Source organism: Pseudomonas hunanensis, from assembly GCF_013393325.1.
GTDB classification, from domain to species: domain Bacteria; phylum Pseudomonadota; class Gammaproteobacteria; order Pseudomonadales; family Pseudomonadaceae; genus Aquipseudomonas; species Aquipseudomonas putida_P.
Window position 1 is genome coordinate 69,897 of sequence record NZ_QJRC01000081.1, and the last position, 15,938, is coordinate 85,834.

15 protein-coding genes are annotated in these 15,938 nt (G+C 63.6%); 11 read left to right on the forward strand and 4 right to left on the reverse strand.

The features are described 5' to 3' along the window. Positions 1-18: 18 nt before the first annotated feature. A complete protein-coding gene (gene olsB / locus DM807_RS10290; RefSeq protein ID WP_179027349.1) occupies positions 19-774 on the forward strand; it encodes an L-ornithine N(alpha)-acyltransferase in 756 nt (251 codons plus the stop codon). Next, entirely contained in the window at positions 774-1,562 is a 789-nt protein-coding gene (locus DM807_RS10295) for a lysophospholipid acyltransferase family protein (RefSeq protein WP_179027350.1), read from the forward strand. Before olsB ends, DM807_RS10295 begins: the two co-directional genes overlap by 1 nt. A 61-nt stretch (positions 1,563-1,623) precedes the next feature. On the opposite strand, the gene DM807_RS10300 is transcribed toward DM807_RS10295, so the two are convergent. After that, positions 1,624-2,208, reverse strand: coding sequence for an acyl carrier protein phosphodiesterase (locus tag DM807_RS10300; protein ID WP_012274016.1), 585 nt, complete (start codon positions 2,206-2,208; stop codon positions 1,624-1,626). 149 nt (positions 2,209-2,357) lie between these two features. On the opposite strand from DM807_RS10300, the gene DM807_RS10305 reads away from it, so the two are divergent. Both DM807_RS10305 and DM807_RS10310 read left to right on the forward strand, forming a co-directional pair. After that, positions 2,358-2,660: an ArsR/SmtB family transcription factor gene (locus tag DM807_RS10305; protein ID WP_012274017.1), complete on the forward strand. Its 303-nt coding sequence runs from the start codon at positions 2,358-2,360 to the stop codon at positions 2,658-2,660. Positions 2,661-2,677: 17 nt separating this feature from the next. Then, complete coding sequence (locus tag DM807_RS10310; protein WP_012274018.1) at positions 2,678-3,727, forward strand: alkene reductase; 1,050 nt, start codon at positions 2,678-2,680, stop codon at positions 3,725-3,727. Positions 3,728-3,794: 67 nt separating this feature from the next. On the opposite strand, the gene DM807_RS10315 is transcribed toward DM807_RS10310, so the two are convergent. The 3 genes from DM807_RS10315 to DM807_RS10325 all read right to left on the reverse strand — a co-directional run bounded on the left by DM807_RS10315 (position 3,795) and on the right by DM807_RS10325 (position 6,687). Next, on the reverse strand, positions 3,795-4,664 hold the full coding sequence (locus tag DM807_RS10315; protein ID WP_012274019.1) for a hypothetical protein: 870 nt from the start codon (positions 4,662-4,664) through the stop codon (positions 3,795-3,797). A gap of 87 nt (positions 4,665-4,751) precedes the next feature. Further along, positions 4,752-5,747 carry an NAD-dependent epimerase/dehydratase family protein gene (locus DM807_RS10320; protein ID WP_012274020.1) on the reverse strand — a complete coding sequence of 332 codons (996 nt, stop codon included), beginning with the start codon at positions 5,745-5,747 and terminating at the stop codon, positions 4,752-4,754. A 49-nt stretch (positions 5,748-5,796) separates the two neighbouring features. Beyond that, positions 5,797-6,687 (reverse strand): LysR family transcriptional regulator ArgP, encoded by an 891-nt coding sequence (locus tag DM807_RS10325; RefSeq protein ID WP_060514013.1) that lies wholly within the window; start codon positions 6,685-6,687, stop codon positions 5,797-5,799. A gap of 100 nt (positions 6,688-6,787) precedes the next feature. Here DM807_RS10325 and DM807_RS10330 point away from each other — a divergent pair, with 100 nt between their 5' ends. The 7 genes from DM807_RS10330 to DM807_RS10360 all read left to right on the forward strand — a co-directional run bounded on the left by DM807_RS10330 (position 6,788) and on the right by DM807_RS10360 (position 15,862). Further along, positions 6,788-7,387, forward strand: coding sequence for a LysE/ArgO family amino acid transporter (locus DM807_RS10330; protein ID WP_012274022.1), 600 nt, complete (start codon positions 6,788-6,790; stop codon positions 7,385-7,387). A gap of 238 nt (positions 7,388-7,625) precedes the next feature. Beyond that, positions 7,626-8,222 carry a superoxide dismutase gene (locus tag DM807_RS10335; RefSeq protein WP_012274023.1) on the forward strand — a complete coding sequence of 199 codons (597 nt, stop codon included), beginning with the start codon at positions 7,626-7,628 and terminating at the stop codon, positions 8,220-8,222. Positions 8,223-8,493: 271 nt separating this feature from the next. After that, the gene (locus DM807_RS10340; RefSeq protein ID WP_060494282.1) at positions 8,494-10,545 is read left to right on the forward strand and encodes a putative bifunctional diguanylate cyclase/phosphodiesterase; all 2,052 of its coding nucleotides are present in this window, start codon (positions 8,494-8,496) and stop codon (positions 10,543-10,545) included. 158 nt (positions 10,546-10,703) lie between these two features. Next, positions 10,704-12,041, forward strand: a complete 1,338-nt coding sequence (locus tag DM807_RS10345; protein ID WP_012274025.1) for an imelysin family protein — start codon at positions 10,704-10,706, stop codon at positions 12,039-12,041. A gap of 208 nt (positions 12,042-12,249) precedes the next feature. Then, complete coding sequence (locus tag DM807_RS10350; RefSeq protein WP_060514012.1) at positions 12,250-13,677, forward strand: di-heme oxidoreductase family protein; 1,428 nt, start codon at positions 12,250-12,252, stop codon at positions 13,675-13,677. 20 nt (positions 13,678-13,697) lie between these two features. Beyond that, the gene (locus DM807_RS10355; RefSeq protein WP_012274027.1) at positions 13,698-14,762 is read left to right on the forward strand and encodes an imelysin family protein; all 1,065 of its coding nucleotides are present in this window, start codon (positions 13,698-13,700) and stop codon (positions 14,760-14,762) included. Between the two features lie 2 nt (positions 14,763-14,764). Next, positions 14,765-15,862: a DUF1513 domain-containing protein gene (locus DM807_RS10360; RefSeq protein ID WP_060494284.1), complete on the forward strand. Its 1,098-nt coding sequence runs from the start codon at positions 14,765-14,767 to the stop codon at positions 15,860-15,862. Positions 15,863-15,938: the final 76 nt, after the last annotated feature.

Below are 15,938 nucleotides of genomic sequence, written 5' to 3' on the forward strand. Positions count from 1 at the left end.
GGCTTATGGAGACTCGCAATGACTCGGATCGCTCACGCTAGCGACAACAGCACTGAACGCCGTCTGCAAGCCGAACGCCTGGTTGGCGCCGCGGCGCTGCAAGAAGCCCAGGCCCTGCGCTACAAAGTGTTCAGCGCAGAATTCAAGGCCAAGCTCAAAGGTGCCGAGCAGGGCCTGGACATGGACGACTACGACGTGCACTGCCGCCACATTGGTGTGCGCGATTTGAGCACCGGCGAACTGGTTGCCACCACCCGCCTGCTCGACCACCAGGCCGCCAGCAGCCTGGGCCGTTTCTACAGCGAAGAAGAATTCAGCCTGCACGGCCTGTTGCAACTGCAAGGCCCGATCCTTGAACTGGGCCGTACCTGCGTGGCCCCCGACTACCGCAACGGCGGCACCATCGCCGTGCTCTGGGGCGAACTGGCCGAGGTGCTCAACGAGGGTCGCTACAGCTACCTGATGGGCTGCGCCAGCATCCCCATGCAGGACGGCGGCGTGCAGGCCCATGCGGTGATGCAGCGCCTGCGTGACCGTTACCTGTGCACCGAGCACCTGCGTGCCGAGCCGAAAAAACCGCTGCCGAAGCTGGCCCTGCCCACTAACGTCATTGCCGAAATGCCACCGCTGCTCAAAGCCTACATGCGCCTGGGCGCGAAGATTTGCGGCGAGCCATGCTGGGACGAGGACTTCCAGGTGGCTGACGTGTTCATCCTGCTCAAGCGCGACGAACTGTGCCCACGCTACGCTCGCCACTTCAAGGCGGCGGTCTGATGCCGAAGTTGCGGGTGTTGGCCCGCCTGACTCGACTGCTGCTGGTACTGGCGCTGGGCATGCTGATGGCCAGCATGATTGCCTTGAGCGAGCGACTGGGCTTCAAGACGCCGATCGAGCGCCGTCAACGCTGGACCTGCCTGTTCATGAAGCGCTTGGTCGCTGCCCTGCCCTTCGACGTGAAAGTCATCGGCGAGCTGCCGCAGCGGCCGATGCTGTGGGTCAGCAACCATGTGTCCTGGGCCGACATCCCTCTGCTGGGCATGCTGATGCCGCTGTCGTTTCTGTCCAAGGCCGAAGTGCGCCACTGGCCGGTGGCCGGCTGGCTGGCGGAAAAAGCCGGCACGCTTTTCATTCGTCGGGGCGGTGGCGACAGCCAGCGCCTGCGCGAACAGATCGCCGGGCAGTTGGGCCTGGCTCGACCACTGCTGATCTTCCCCGAAGGCACCACGACCAACGGTCGCACCTTGCGCACCTTCCATGGCCGCCTGCTGGCCGGAGCCATCGACCGAGGTGTGGCGGTGCAGCCGGTGGCTATCCAGTATTTGCGCGATGGCCAGATCGATCCGATTGCGCCGTTCATCGGTGATGACGACCTGGTATCGCACCTGATGCGCTTGTTTGCACAACCGCGGGCCGAGGTGTGCATTCACCTGCTGCAGCCGATTGGTAGTGTGGGCAAGGAACGTGCGGTGCTGGCGTTGCAGGCACAGCAGGCGATCCATTTGGCGTTGTTCGGGGTTGAAGAAGTTGAGCTGGCGCCACGGCGGCAGGCACGGGCTGCCTGATTTTTCGCACTATCGCTACCGGCCTCTTCGCGGGCGTGCTCGCGAAGAGGCCGAAACAGAACTAACTGTCAGACAACCGCCCCGCCGCCGCAAAGGCCTGCAACTGCGGATAAAACGCCCTGAAGTCCGCCAGCAATGGCTCATACAGCCGCTCCAGCTCGCCCATCACCCCGGACATCCCTTCAGGGCGGGACAGGCGCCGAGCAATGCCATTGAACACCTGCTCCAATGTGGCGAAATCACCATAGGCCCCCAGCCAGTCATCCGCCGCCATGAACGGTGCAATCCGCGCCAGCCGCCCCGGCAGCTGTGGCTCTGCCAGCAGCACCCGGTAAAACGCCCCAGTGAACTGTGCCAGTGGCTGCTCGGCATAATCACGCCAATGTCGCGCCAGGCAATGGTCGAAGAACACATCCAGGACAATGCCGGCAAAGCGCCGCCGCTCACGCGGAAAACGCGCCAGCGCCGCCAATACCAACGGGTGCCGATCGGTGTAGCTGTCGATATGCCGATGCAGCCGAATGGCCGCCTCCAGCGCAGGCGGAAAGCGCCCTTCCAGCGAGCCTTTGACAAAGTCGCCATACAGGCTGCCAAGCAGTTGTTGCGGCGCCGGGCCGCCCAGGTGCAAGTGTGCGAGGTAATTCATGCACGCAGTCTAGCACCGCCAGCGCGTATATCGTTATAACGCGATATACCGATTCGTGCTCAGCTCAGAACACCTTCGTATTTGTATATCGGAATTCAGCGATTTACATTTCGCCCTATCGCGATATGCCGCTACAACGAGCCTCAACCATGCCACTCGATCTCGACGAAATCATAAAAGCGCTGGCCCATCCGGTCAGGCGAGAAATCCTCAGCTGGCTGAAAGACCCGGCAACCCAGTTTCCCGACCAGTACCACAGCACCGAAAACGGTGTGTGCGCCGGGCAGATCGACCAACGCTGCGGCCTGTCGCAGTCGACCGTCTCTGCCCACCTGGCCACCTTGCAGCGCGCCGGGCTCATCAGCAGCCAGAAGATTGGCCAATGGCACTTCTTCAAACGCGACGAAGACACCATCCAGGCGTTCCTCGAACAACTGCGCCAAGCACTTTGACAAGGCAGGTAACCGCTATGACCACGCTTTTCGATCCGATCACCCTGGGCGACCTGCAACTGCCCAACCGCATCATCATGGCCCCGCTCACCCGCTGCCGCGCCGATGAAGGGCGCGTGCCCAATGCGCTGATGGCCGAGTACTACGTACAGCGTGCCAGTGCCGGGCTGATTCTCAGCGAGGCGACCTCGGTCAGCGCCATGGGGGTCGGCTACCCGGATACCCCCGGTATCTGGAACGATGAACAAGTTCGTGGCTGGAACAATGTGACCAAGGCCGTACACGGCGCAGGCGGGCGTATCTTCCTGCAGCTGTGGCACGTGGGCCGCATCTCCCACCCCAGCTACCTGAATGGCGAACTGCCGGTGGCTCCCAGCGCGATCCAGGCCAAGGGCCATGTCAGCCTGGTACGCCCACTGAGTGACTACCCCACCCCGCGTGCGCTGGAAACCGAAGAAATCACTGACATCGTCGAGGCCTACCGCAGCGGCGCGGAAAATGCCAAGGCGGCCGGCTTCGATGGTGTGGAGATCCACGGTGCCAACGGTTACCTGCTCGACCAGTTCCTGCAAAGCAGCACCAACCAGCGCACCGACCGTTACGGCGGCTCACTGGAAAACCGCGCGCGCCTGCTGCTGGAAGTGACCGATGCGGCCATTGAAGTGTGGGGCGCGAACCGCGTGGGCGTGCACCTGGCGCCGCGTGCCGACGCCCACGACATGGGCGACGCCGACCGCGCCGAAACCTTCACTTATGTGGCGCGCGAGCTGGGCAAGCGCGGCATCGCCTTCATCTGCTCGCGGGAACGGGAAGCCGACGACAGCATTGGCCAACTGATCAAAGAAGCGTTCGGCGGCCCGTACATCGTCAACGAGCGGTTTGACAAAGCCAGTGCCAATGCGGCCCTGGCCAGTGGCAAGGCCGATGCGGTGGCGTTCGGCGTGCCGTTCATCGCCAACCCCGACCTGCCGGCGCGGCTGGCGGCGGATGCGCCGTTGAATGACGCCCGGCCGGACACTTTCTATAGCAAGGGGCCGGTGGGGTATATCGATTATCCGCGGTTGTAACTGATTTCGCCGGGGCCGCTTTGCGGCCTTGTGCCGCGAAAGGAGGGCAAGGCCCTCCCCTGCCATGTTACGGACGGGAGTTGATCTGCTGCTGCAGGTTCTGGATCTGGCTCTGCAAGGTATTCAGGTTGCGGGTCATCTGCGCCCGGAACGCATCGAACTCCTGCACCGAAGCACCGCCTGCCGACGAAGCAGCCGGACGATTATCGATCTGGCTCTTGAGCACCAACATGTCCTGCTCCAGGCTCTGGATAGCAGCACTCGGGTTGCCTTGTTTCTTCAAGGCAGCCACATCGCTACCCAGGCTCTTGAGTTGCACGTCCAGCTTGCCGCCATCCACCTGCGCAGCCTTCAGCGCGGCAACCTGCTCGTTCAAACCCTTGAACTGGGTATCCAGCTTGCCACCATCAACCTGCCCCGAACGCAGCGCCGCCAGCTCACCATTCACCAACTTCAACTGCGCCTGCAACTGGCCTTGCAGCTCAGTCACCGCTTTCTGCTGTGCACGGGTATCGGCCAGCACCTGCTCCAGGCGCTTGCCCAGATCACCGGTCTGCCCGGCCACGCCCTGCTGCAGCTGACGCAACTGCAGCTTCAGCGCCTCGCTGCTGGTAGTCACACCGGATTCGCTGGCCTCCACCTTGCCACTGATCGCCTGCAGGCGCCCGGCCGCTTCTTCACTGATGCGGGCAAAGCTCTCCTGGGTCGCCACCAGTTGCTGCTCCATCAGCGAGATCTGCTGAAAGCTCCACCAGCCCAAGCCCGCCAACGCGATAAACGAGGCGCACAACAACGCCCACAACGGCGCCGTGCTGGCCCCACGGGCGGCCTTCTGGCGGCTGCGCACCACGTGCGCCGGCATCAGTTCGTCATCATCAACCGTGCCCGCCCGCAAGGTAGGCACGTCATCGTAGTCATCGTGAGCATGGTTACGCATGGATACATTCAACCGCGGTAGTCGCAAAGAGGCACGAGTATAAACCGCCAGCGCGGCGCGTTGATGACCATTGTCCGCCGGGCGGCTTCAATGCCCCGGCGGCAAGTGCTTCCACCAGCCACAGAATTCATCCAGCGCCGTCCACAGGCTGACTTTGGGCTGGTAGTCCAGGTATTGCCGGGCGCGGCTGATATCCAGGGTGAAATCACGGCTCATCACCTGCATGCCCAGGCGCGACAAGGTCGGTTGCGGGCGCCCTGGCCACAGCATGCAAGCCGCCTCGTTCAGCGCGGCGAAGCTGTAGGCCAGGCCGTAGGAACGGTAGCGGGTAACCTGTGGCAACTGCATCTGGCGCATCACGTAGTTGACCACGTCCCACAGTGGCAGCGGCTGCCCGTTGCTGATGTTGTAAGCCTGGCCCAGCGCCCGTTCATCAACGAACAGCGCACTGAGCAGCGCCTCGTTGAGGTTGTGCACACTGGTGAAATCGACCTTGTTCAGGCCATTGCCGATGATCGCCACACGGCCTTTGCGCTGCATCTGCATCAGCCGCGGGAAAATGCTGGCATCACCGGCACCGGTGACGAAGCGCGGGCGCAGCGCCAATACTTCGAGGCCGAACTCCTGGGCACCGAACACTTTTTGCTCGGCCAGGTGTTTGGTTTGCCCATAGTGGTCGTGGAAGCGGCGCGGCACCTGGTCTTCACGGATGTCCAGGCGTGAACGGCCATTGAAATAGATCGACGGCGAGGACAGATGAACCAGGCGCCGTACATGCTCTTTCAGGCAGCCCTCGACCACATTCTCGGTAACCACCACGTTACCCTGGTAGAAGTCCTGATAACGCCCCCAGTTGCCCACCGCGCCTGCACAGTGCACCACCGCCTCGACGCCCTGGCACAAACGCCGGGCCAACTCGGCATCGCCCAGGTCACCGGGGATGAACTGGGCGCCGCGCTTGACCAGGTGCTCCACCCCTTCGGCACGGCGGCCGCTGACGCGCACGTCCAGGCCCTGCTCCAGGGCGAAGCGCGCAAAGCGCCCACCAATGAAGCCACTCGCGCCGGTGACCAGAATTCGCATGTAACACTCCGTCTTGCCAGATTTCAGATGCAACTGACGCCAGCCGTGGCTACAAGGGCACCAGCCAATGCCGTGCGGTGTGCCGCAGGTGGTCGGTCAGTTGCGCGAGCAATTGCCCGCCATTGCGCCAATGATGCCAGTACAGCGGCACATCGATAGGGGTATCGCGGCAGATTTCCACCAATTGCCCGTTGGCCAGCTGCTCCTGGGCCTGCAGTTCTGGCACCAGGCCCCACCCCAACCCGGCTTCGGTCATGCGCAGGAAGCCTTCGGATGACGGGCACAGGTGGTGCAGGAAGCCGTCCTCGATGCCCAGCGATGCCAGGTAGCGATGCTGCAGGAAATCATCCGGGCCGTACACGATCGCCGGGGTGCGGGCCAGGCGGCTGGCGACGAAGCCGTGGGGGAAATGCCGCGCCATGAACCCGGGGCTGGCCAACGCCCGGTAACGCATGGCCCCCAGTAGCAGGCTGCGTGCGCCGGCTACCGGGCGTTCACTGCCACACAGGCAGGCCGCCACTTCGCCAGCACGCATGCGTTTCAGGCCCACCTCCTGGTCTTCTACCACCAGGTCGGTCAGCACGTTCTGTTGCGCACAGAAATTGCCCACCGCACCGGCCCACCAGGTGGCCAGGCTATCGGCGTTGAGGGCGATGCGCAGGCGCTCCGGCATGCCCTCTTCATCCAGCGCCGGCACCTGGCGCTGCAAGTCACGTTCAAGCAGGCGCACCTGCTGCACGTGGTTGAGCAACTGGCGGCCGACTTCGGTCGGGCTGGGTGGCGTGGCACGCACCAGCACCGGCTGCCCAACCCGCGCTTCGAGCAGCTTGATGCGCTGGGAGATGGCCGATTGCGACAAGCCCAGTATTTGCGCCGCACGCTCGAAACCACCTTGTTCGATCACCGCCGCGAGGGCGGCCAGGAGCTTGTAGTCGAACATCGATTTTCCTAATGACGGATCAGCTTTATTTGTTTTTCTTATACAGTGCCGATCCTCACAATAACCAGCATCTTTTACGACCTTTTTGGAGAGCCCAGCCATGTGGCAAAGCTACCTCAACGGCATGCTGGTGGCCTTCGGCCTGATCATGGCCATCGGCGCGCAGAACGCCTTCGTACTTGCCCAAAGCCTGCGCCGTGAGCATCACCTGCCGGTGGCGGCACTGTGCATCGTCTGTGATGCCCTCCTGGTGGCAGCCGGGGTGTTCGGCCTGGCCACCGTGCTGGCGCACAACCCGACCTTGCTGGCGGTCGCACGCTGGGGCGGCGCGGTGTTTCTGATCTGGTACGGCGCCAAGGCCCTGCGCAGCGCCTGCTCCAAGCAGAGCCTGCAGCACCAGCAAGGCCAGGGCGCCCGCTCACGCCGTGCCGTGCTACTCAGCGCCCTGGCGGTGACCCTGCTGAACCCGCACGTGTACCTCGACACGGTGTTGCTGATCGGCTCGCTGGGCGCCCAGCAGACCGCCCCCGGCGCCTACGTGGCCGGCGCCGCCAGCGCCTCGCTGCTGTGGTTTTCGACCCTGGCGATCGGCGCGGCCTGGCTGGCCCCATGGCTGGCAAGGCCGGCGACCTGGCGCATGCTCGACCTGATGGTGGCGGTGATGATGTTCGCGGTGGCAGCGCAGTTGATCTTCAACTGATCGCAGGCCTGCAAGGCCCGGCACACACCTGCTGGCCTGAAAACGACCACCACTGGTCGGCGACCGCCAACCGCTCTGGAACCTCTATTCCCTATGTTTGTTGCGTGGTTATGCGCCGGGGCTGGTGCTATGATCGACCCCTTGCGTCGCAAAGAGTACAAACTCGCCGACGCTCATAGGGCCGCCCGTGATCGGCCCTGCGCAAACCGCGAACTAGACCTGAATCAGGAGATCCACCATGGCTTTTGAATTGCCGCCGCTGCCGTACGCCCACGATGCCCTGCAGCCGCACATCTCCAAGGAAACCCTGGAGTTTCACCACGACAAGCACCACAACACCTATGTCGTGAACCTGAACAACCTGGTCCCAGGCACCGAATTCGAAGGCAAGACCCTGGAAGAGATCGTCAAGACCTCTTCGGGCGGCATCTTCAACAACGCCGCTCAGGTCTGGAACCACACCTTCTACTGGAACTGCCTGGCCCCTAACGCCGGTGGCCAGCCGACCGGTGCCCTGGCAGACGCCATCAACGCCGCTTTCGGTTCCTTCGACAAGTTCAAGGAAGAATTCACCAAGACTTCGGTTGGCACCTTCGGTTCCGGCTGGGGTTGGCTGGTGAAGAAAGCTGACGGTTCCCTGGCCCTGGCCAGCACCATCGGCGCCGGCTGCCCGCTGACCAGCGGCGATACCCCGCTGCTGACCTGCGACGTCTGGGAACACGCCTACTACATCGACTACCGCAACCTGCGTCCGAAGTACGTCGAGGCGTTCTGGAACCTGGTCAACTGGGCCTTCGTTGCCGAGCAGTTCGAAGGCAAGACCTTCAAGGCCTGAGTCTTCAGCCCTGAATGAAAAGACCCGGCCTTGTGCCGGGTTTTTTTATGCCTGTGCCGGCCCCCTTCACGGGTAACCCGCAGCCACAGAGGCACGCACGGTTTTGCTTGCTCAGCCCGCATAGCGCGCTAACATCAAACCTCTGGAAGATTGATACAGCGCACTCAAGTTGCGGGGTCAGGCAACCGATACACTGCTCATGATCGGCCGATAGTGTATCGTCATCGTTGATGGCAAAATGATGCCATGCGCATGGATTAAGGAAACCCCATTGAAGCTGGAATTGCGGAACAGCTTGTCGGTCAAGTTGCTCAGGGTCGTGCTGCTGTCGGCGCTGGCGGTCGGCGTCGTGCTCAGCTGTGCGCAAATCGTCTACGACACCTACAAGACCCGCCAGGCCGTGAACAATGATGCCCAGCGCATCCTCGACATGTTCCGCGACCCTTCGACCCAGGCGGTGTACAGCCTCGACCGCGAAATGGGCATGCAGGTGATGGAAGGCCTGTTCCAGGACGAATCGGTGCGCATGGCCTCCATTGGCCACCCCAACGAAACCATGCTGGCAGAAAAGTCACGTCCATTGCAGGACATGTCCATGCGCTGGCTCACCGACCTGATCCTCGGCCAGGAACGCACCTATACCACGCAACTGGTTGGCCGCGGCCCATACAGCGAATACTACGGCGACCTCAGCATTACCCTGGACACCTCGTCCTACGGTGAAGACTTCCTGATCAACGCGGTGATCATCTTCATTTCCGGCGTGCTGCGGGCCCTGGCCATGGGCCTGGTGCTGTATCTGGTGTACCACTGGCTGCTGACCAAACCGCTGTCGAAGATCATCGAGCACCTCACCCAGATCAACCCCGACCGCCCCAGCCAGCACCAGCTACCGCTGCTCAAAGGCCACGAGAAGAACGAGCTGGGCCTGTGGGTGAACACCGCCAACCAGTTGCTGGCCTCGATCGAGCGCAACACCCACCTGCGCCACGAGGCGGAAAACAGCCTGCAGCGCATGGCCCAGTACGACTTCCTCACCGGCCTGCCCAACCGCCAGCAATTGCAGCAGCAACTGGACAAGATTCTTGTCGACGGCGGCCGCCTGCAGCATCGCGTGGCGGTGCTGTGCGTGGGCCTGGACGACTTCAAGGGCATCAACGAGCAGTTCAGCTACCAGGTCGGTGACCAATTGCTGCTGGCCCTGGCCGACCGCCTGCGGGCCCACAGCGGCCGCCTGGGCGCCCTGGCGCGGTTGGGCGGCGACCAGTTCGCCCTGGTGCAGGCCAATATCGAGCAACCCTACGAAGCGGCCGAACTGGCGCAAAGCATCCTCGACGACCTGGAAGTGCCGTTCGACCTCGACCACGAGCAGATCCGCCTGCGCGCCACCATCGGCATCACCCTGTTCCCTGAAGACGGCGACAGCACCGAGAAACTGCTGCAGAAAGCCGAACAGACCATGACCCTGGCCAAGGCCCGTTCGCGCAACCGCTACCAGTTCTACATCGCCAGCGTCGACAGCGAGATGCGCCGCCGCCGCGAGCTGGAAAAGGACCTGCGTGAAGCCTTGCCGCGCAACCAGCTGTACCTGGTGTATCAGCCACAGATCAGCTACCGCGACCACCGCGTGGTCGGCGTAGAGGCGCTGTTGCGTTGGCAGCACCCGGAGCTGGGCATGGTGCCACCCGACCAGTTCATCCCCCTGGCCGAGCAGAACGGCAGCATCATCAGCATCGGCGAGTGGGTGCTGGACCAGGCTTGCCGGCAATTGCGCGAATGGCACGACCAGGGCTTCAGCGACCTGCGCATGGCAGTCAACCTGTCCACCGTGCAGTTGCACCACAGCGAGCTGCCACGGGTGGTCAACAACCTGCTGCAGGCCTATCGCCTGCCGCCGCGCAGCCTGGAGCTGGAGGTCACCGAAACCGGCCTGATGGAAGACATCAGCACCGCCGCCCAGCACCTGCTGAGCCTGCGCCGCTCCGGGGCGCTGATTGCCATCGATGACTTCGGCACCGGCTACTCATCGCTCAGTTACCTGAAATCGCTGCCGCTGGACAAGATCAAGATCGACAAGAGCTTCGTCCAGGACCTGCTCGACGACGATGACGACGCCACCATCGTTCGCGCCATCATCCAGCTGGGCAAGAGCCTGGGCATGCAGGTAATCGCCGAAGGCGTGGAAACCGCCGAGCAAGAAACCTACATCGTTGCCCAGGGTTGCCACGAGGGCCAGGGTTACCACTACAGCAAGCCGCTGTCGGCCCGCGAGCTGACCCACTTCCTCAAGCAGGCGCAACGCAACCAGGTTTCGATGTTCTGAGCCCACCTGCCCGGTTACAGGCTGTGACCGGGATTTACATGAATTGCGTGCCCGCCCCTTTACAGCAAATGCAAATCTTTCGCATGATGTTGCGGTTTCGCGTGCCACGGCGCACGGTCCACCCCTTGGTCCAACCACACGACGCAGGAAAACCAATAATGATTCGAATGCCTCTGGCCTCCGCCAGTCTGCTGGCCATTGCCATCGCCCTCGCCGGTTGCGGCGAAGGCAAGGACGAAAAAGCCGCCGCGCCGCAAGCCCAGGCACCTGCTGCCGCCAGCACCACCGCTGCTGCGCCAGGGGCCGTCGACGAAGCCGCCGGCAAAGCCGTGGTCAAGCATTACACCGAAATGGTCTACGCCGTGTACAGCGACTCGCTGAGCACCGCCAAGACACTGCAGACCGCCATCGACGCGTTCCTGGCCAAGCCCAACGACGAAACCCTGAAGGCCGCCAAGGAAGCCTGGTTCGCCGCGCGCGTACCGTACCTGCAAAGCGAAGCCTTCCGCTTCGGCAACACCATCATCGACGACTGGGAAGGCCAGGTGAACGCCTGGCCCCTGGACGAAGGCCTGATCGACTACGTCGACAAGAGCTACGAGCACGCCTTGGGCAACCCGGCCGCTGGCGCCAACATCATCGCCAACACCGAGATTCAGGTGGGCGAAGAGAAGGTCGACGTCAAGGACATTACCCCCGAGAAACTGGCCAGCCTGAACGAGCTGGCAGGCTCCGAGGCCAACGTCGCCACCGGCTACCACGCCATCGAGTTCCTGCTCTGGGGCCAGGACCTGAACGGCACCGGCCCAGGCGCTGGCAACCGCCCGGCATCCGACTACCTGGAAGGCCAGGGCGCTACCGGTGGCCACAACGACCGCCGTCGTGCCTACCTGAAAGCGGTTACCGACCTGCTGGTCAGCGACCTCGAAGAGATGGTCGGCAACTGGGCACCGAACGTCGCCGACAACTACCGCGCCAAGCTGGAAGCCGAGCCTGTCAACGACGGCCTGCGCAAGATGCTGTTCGGCATGGGCAGCCTGTCGCTGGGCGAACTGGCTGGCGAGCGCATGAAGGTTTCGCTGGAAGCCAACTCGCCGGAAGACGAGCAGGACTGCTTCAGCGACAACACCCACTACTCGCACTTCTACGACGCCAAGGGCATCCGCAACGTCTACCTGGGCGAGTACACCCGCCCGGACGGCACCAAGGTAAGCGGCCCAAGCCTGTCGTCGTTGGTCGCCAAGGTCGACCCGGCTACCGATGCAGCCCTCAAGGCCGACCTGGAGGCCACCGAAGCCAAGATTCAGGTGATCGTCGACCACGCCCTCAAAGGCGAGCACTACGACCAGCTGATCGCTGCCGACAACGCGGCCGGCAACCAGATCGTGCGTGACGCCATCGCCGCCCTGGTCAAGCAGACCGGTTCGATCGAGCAGGCTGCAGGCAAGCTGGGCATCGCCAACCTGAACCCGGACACTGCGGATCACGAATTCTGATCCTGCTGTAGCGGTACTGAAAGAGGCGGCCTTCGGGTCGCCTTTTTTGCTGATGGCCTGTTCGCGGCCAACCGGACCGCGAACAGGCACATGAAAATGCTGGCATTTCACATCCCTTTCACCCAGGTAATTGCAAATTGCTCTTATTCAAGAGCCGCTGGCCTGCTAAGCTTGCACGCCGGTTTTTCGTCCACGCCCAGGATTTTGCATGTCCTTGTCGCTGTCCCGACTCTCCCCCTTGCTGCTGGCCTTTGCCCTCGCCGCCTGTGACGACGCCCCGCGTTTCACCCAAGCCGAGCCTGGCGAAGCGTTGTCGGCCGGCAAGGCGACTGTGCAGCGCACTGACCGCAACGCCTATTCCCTGCCTTCGGCCAACCTCTCGCCCGAGCGGCGCGTGGACTTTGCCGTAGGCAACAGTTTCTTCCGCAACCCCTGGGTGATCGCCCCGTCCACCACCACTGCCCGCGACGGGTTGGGCCCGCTGTTCAACACCAACGCCTGCCAGAACTGCCATGTGCGCGATGGCCGCGGTCACCCGCCTGAGCCTGGCAACAGCAACGCGGTGGGCATGCTGGTGCGCTTGTCGATCCCCGACCAGCCTTACCTGGCCAAAGTGATCGAACGCCTCGGCGTGGTGCCGGAGCCGGTGTACGGCACCCAGTTGCAGGACATGGCCATCCCGGGCGTGGCGCCAGAAGGCAAGGTACGGGTGAGCTACACCCAGGAAACGGTAGCGTTCAAGGACGGTCATCAGGTCGAGCTGCGCAAGCCTGCCCTGCAGATCACCCAGCTCGGCTACGGCGTCATGCACCCCGACACACGCTTTTCGGCGCGGGTGGCCCCGCCGATGATCGGCCTGGGCCTGCTCGAGGCCATCCCCGAAGCCGACCTGCTGGCCAACGAGGACCCGGACGACCGCAACCGCGACGGCATCCGCGGGCGTGCCAACCGTGTGTGGGACGACGCCCAGGGCAAGACCGTGATCGGCCGCTTCGGCTGGAAAGCCGGGCAGCCCAACGTCAACCAGCAGAACGTGCACGCTTTTGCCGGCGACATGGGCCTTACCAGCACCCTGCAGCCCAATGACGATTGCACCCCGGCACAAACCGACTGCCTGGCTGCGCCCAACGGCGACGGCGCCGATGGCGAGAAAGAAGTCAGCGACAACATCCTGCGCCTGGTCACCTTCTACACCCGCAACCTGGCGGTGCCGGCCCGCCGCGACGTTGGCTCGCCGCAGGTGCTGGCGGGCAAGAACCTGTTCTACCAGGCCGGCTGCCAGGGGTGCCACACACCGCAGTTCACCACTGCCGCCGATGCGATCGAGCCAGAATTGGCCAACCAGGTCATCCGCCCTTACAGCGACCTGCTGCTGCATGACATGGGCCCTGGCCTGGCCGACGAGCGTACCGAATTCGCCGCCAACGGCCAGGACTGGCGTACCCCGCCCCTGTGGGGCATCGGCCTGAGTGAAACGGTCAGTGGCCACAGCCAGTTCCTGCACGACGGGCGCGCCCGCAACCTGCTAGAAGCCGTGCTCTGGCACGGTGGCGAAGCCGAGGCGGCACGCAACTTCGTGCTCACATTCAACGCAGAGCAGCGCGCCGCGTTGCTGGCGTTCCTGAATTCACTTTAAAACGCGCAAAGGAGCCGGGCATGTTCCGACCCAAACTGTTGTTCACCAGCCTCGCCGCACTCGCCCTCGGTGCCTGCTCGCCGCAGGACCCGCAAGCCGTGACCTCCGCCGCCATCGCCAAGCAGGTGATCCTGCCAACCTACAGCCGCTGGGTCGAAGCCGACCGCACGCTGGCCGCCAGCGCCCTGGCCTACTGCGAAGGCAAGGAGTCCCTGGATAAAGCCCGCGCCGACTTCCTCAACGCGCAAAAAGCCTGGGCCGAGCTGCAACCGCTGCTGGTCGGCCCGCTGGCCGAAGGCAACCGCGCCTGGCAGGTCCAGTTCTGGCCCGACAAGAAGAACCTGGTCGGCCGCCAGGTCGAGCAACTGGTCAACGGCGACAAGCCCGTCGATGCCGCCGCTCTGGGCAAAGCAAGCGTGGTAGTACGCGGCCTGTCGGCCTACGAGTACATCCTGTTCGACAGCAAGCCAGACATCGCCACTGCCGAGCAGAAAGCCCGTTACTGCCCACTGTTGGTGGCCATCGGTGAACACCAGAAGGTCCTGGCCGAGGAGATCCTCAAGAGCTGGAACAGCACCGACGGCATGCTCTCGCAGATGACCAAGTTCCCCAACCAGCGCTACGCTGACTCCCACGAGGCCATCGCCGACCTGTTGCGCTCCCAGGTCACCGCCCTGGATACCCTGAAGAAGAAGCTGGGCGCGCCGATGGGCCGCCAAAGCAAGGGCATCCCGCAGCCGCTGCAGGCCGAAGCCTGGCGCAGCCATTCCTCGCTGAAGAGCCTGGAAGCCACCCTCAAGGCTGCCGAAACCGTCTGGGTCGGTGTCGACAACCAGGGCCTGCGCGGCTTGCTGCCCAGCGATCAGAAAGCGCTGGCGGACAAGATCGACGCCGCCTACGCTACCTCGCTCAAACTGCTGGCCGACAACCAGAAAACCCTCGGTGAGTTGCTGGCCGACGACGCTGGCCAGCAAACCCTCAACCAGATCTACGACAGCCTCAACGCCGTCCACCGCCTGCACGAAGGCGACCTGGCCAAGGCGCTGAACATCCAGCTGGGCTTCAATGCCAACGACGGTGACTGATCATGCTGCGACGCCAGGCACTCAAACTCGGTAGCGTATTGCTCAGCGCCCTCACCCTGGGCGGCTGGAGCCTGTTCCGCAACAAAGGCAGCGAACCCTTGCTGCTCTCGGCGCGTGACGACGGCGACGGCAAGCACTATGCCGTCGGTTTCCGCCTGGACGGCACCCAGGTGTTCAGCACCCAGGTCGCCCAGCGTTGCCATGCCATCATCCACCACCCCGAGCAGCCGATCGCCCTGTTCGTCGCCCGCCGCCCCGGTACCGAAAGTTACCTGATCGATTTGCGCGACGGGCGCTTGCTACAAACGCTCGCCTCACAGCCAAACCGGCACTTCTATGGCCACGCCGTGGTGCACAAAGGCGGCGAATGGCTGTATGCCACCGAGAACGACACCACCGACCCTGGGCGCGGCGTGCTTGGGGTATACCGTTTCGAGGGCGAGCGCCTGGTGCACACCGGCGAGATCCCAACCCACGGCATCGGCCCACACGAGGTGGCCTGGCTGCCCGACGGCGAAACGCTGATCGTGGCCAATGGCGGCATTCGCACCGAAGCCGAAAGCCGGGTGGAGATGAACCTCAATGCCATGGAGCCAAGCCTGGTACTGATGCAGCGCGACGGCACCCTGTTGAGCAAGGAAACCCTGGCCCAGCAGATGAACAGCGTGCGCCACCTGGCGGTGGGCAGCGACGGCACCATCGCCGCTTGCCAGCAGTTCATGGGCGATGCCGATGAAACGGCCGAGCTGCTGGCGATCAAGCGCCCAGGCGAGCCGTTCAAGGCCTTCCCGGTGCCAGAGCGGCAGTTGCAGGCCATGGCCCAGTACACCGCCAGCGTTGCCATCCACAGCGAACTGCGGCTGGTGGCGCTGACTGCACCACGGGCCAACCGCCTGTTCGTCTGGGACCTGGACAGCGGCGCGGTGCGGCTGGATGCGCCGATGCCCGATTGCGCAGGGGTGGGTACGGTGAAAGATGGTTTTGTCGTCACGTCCGGGCAGGGCCGTTGCCGGTTCTACGACTGCACCAAGGCCGAGCTGGTCGGGCAGCCGATGAACCTGCCGTCCGGTTTCTGGGACAACCACCTGCATCTCGTCTGATTTTTCTGCTGCCCTCACCGGCCTCTTCGCGGGCACGCCCGCTCCCACAGGGACCGCGCAACCCACTGACTGCGCG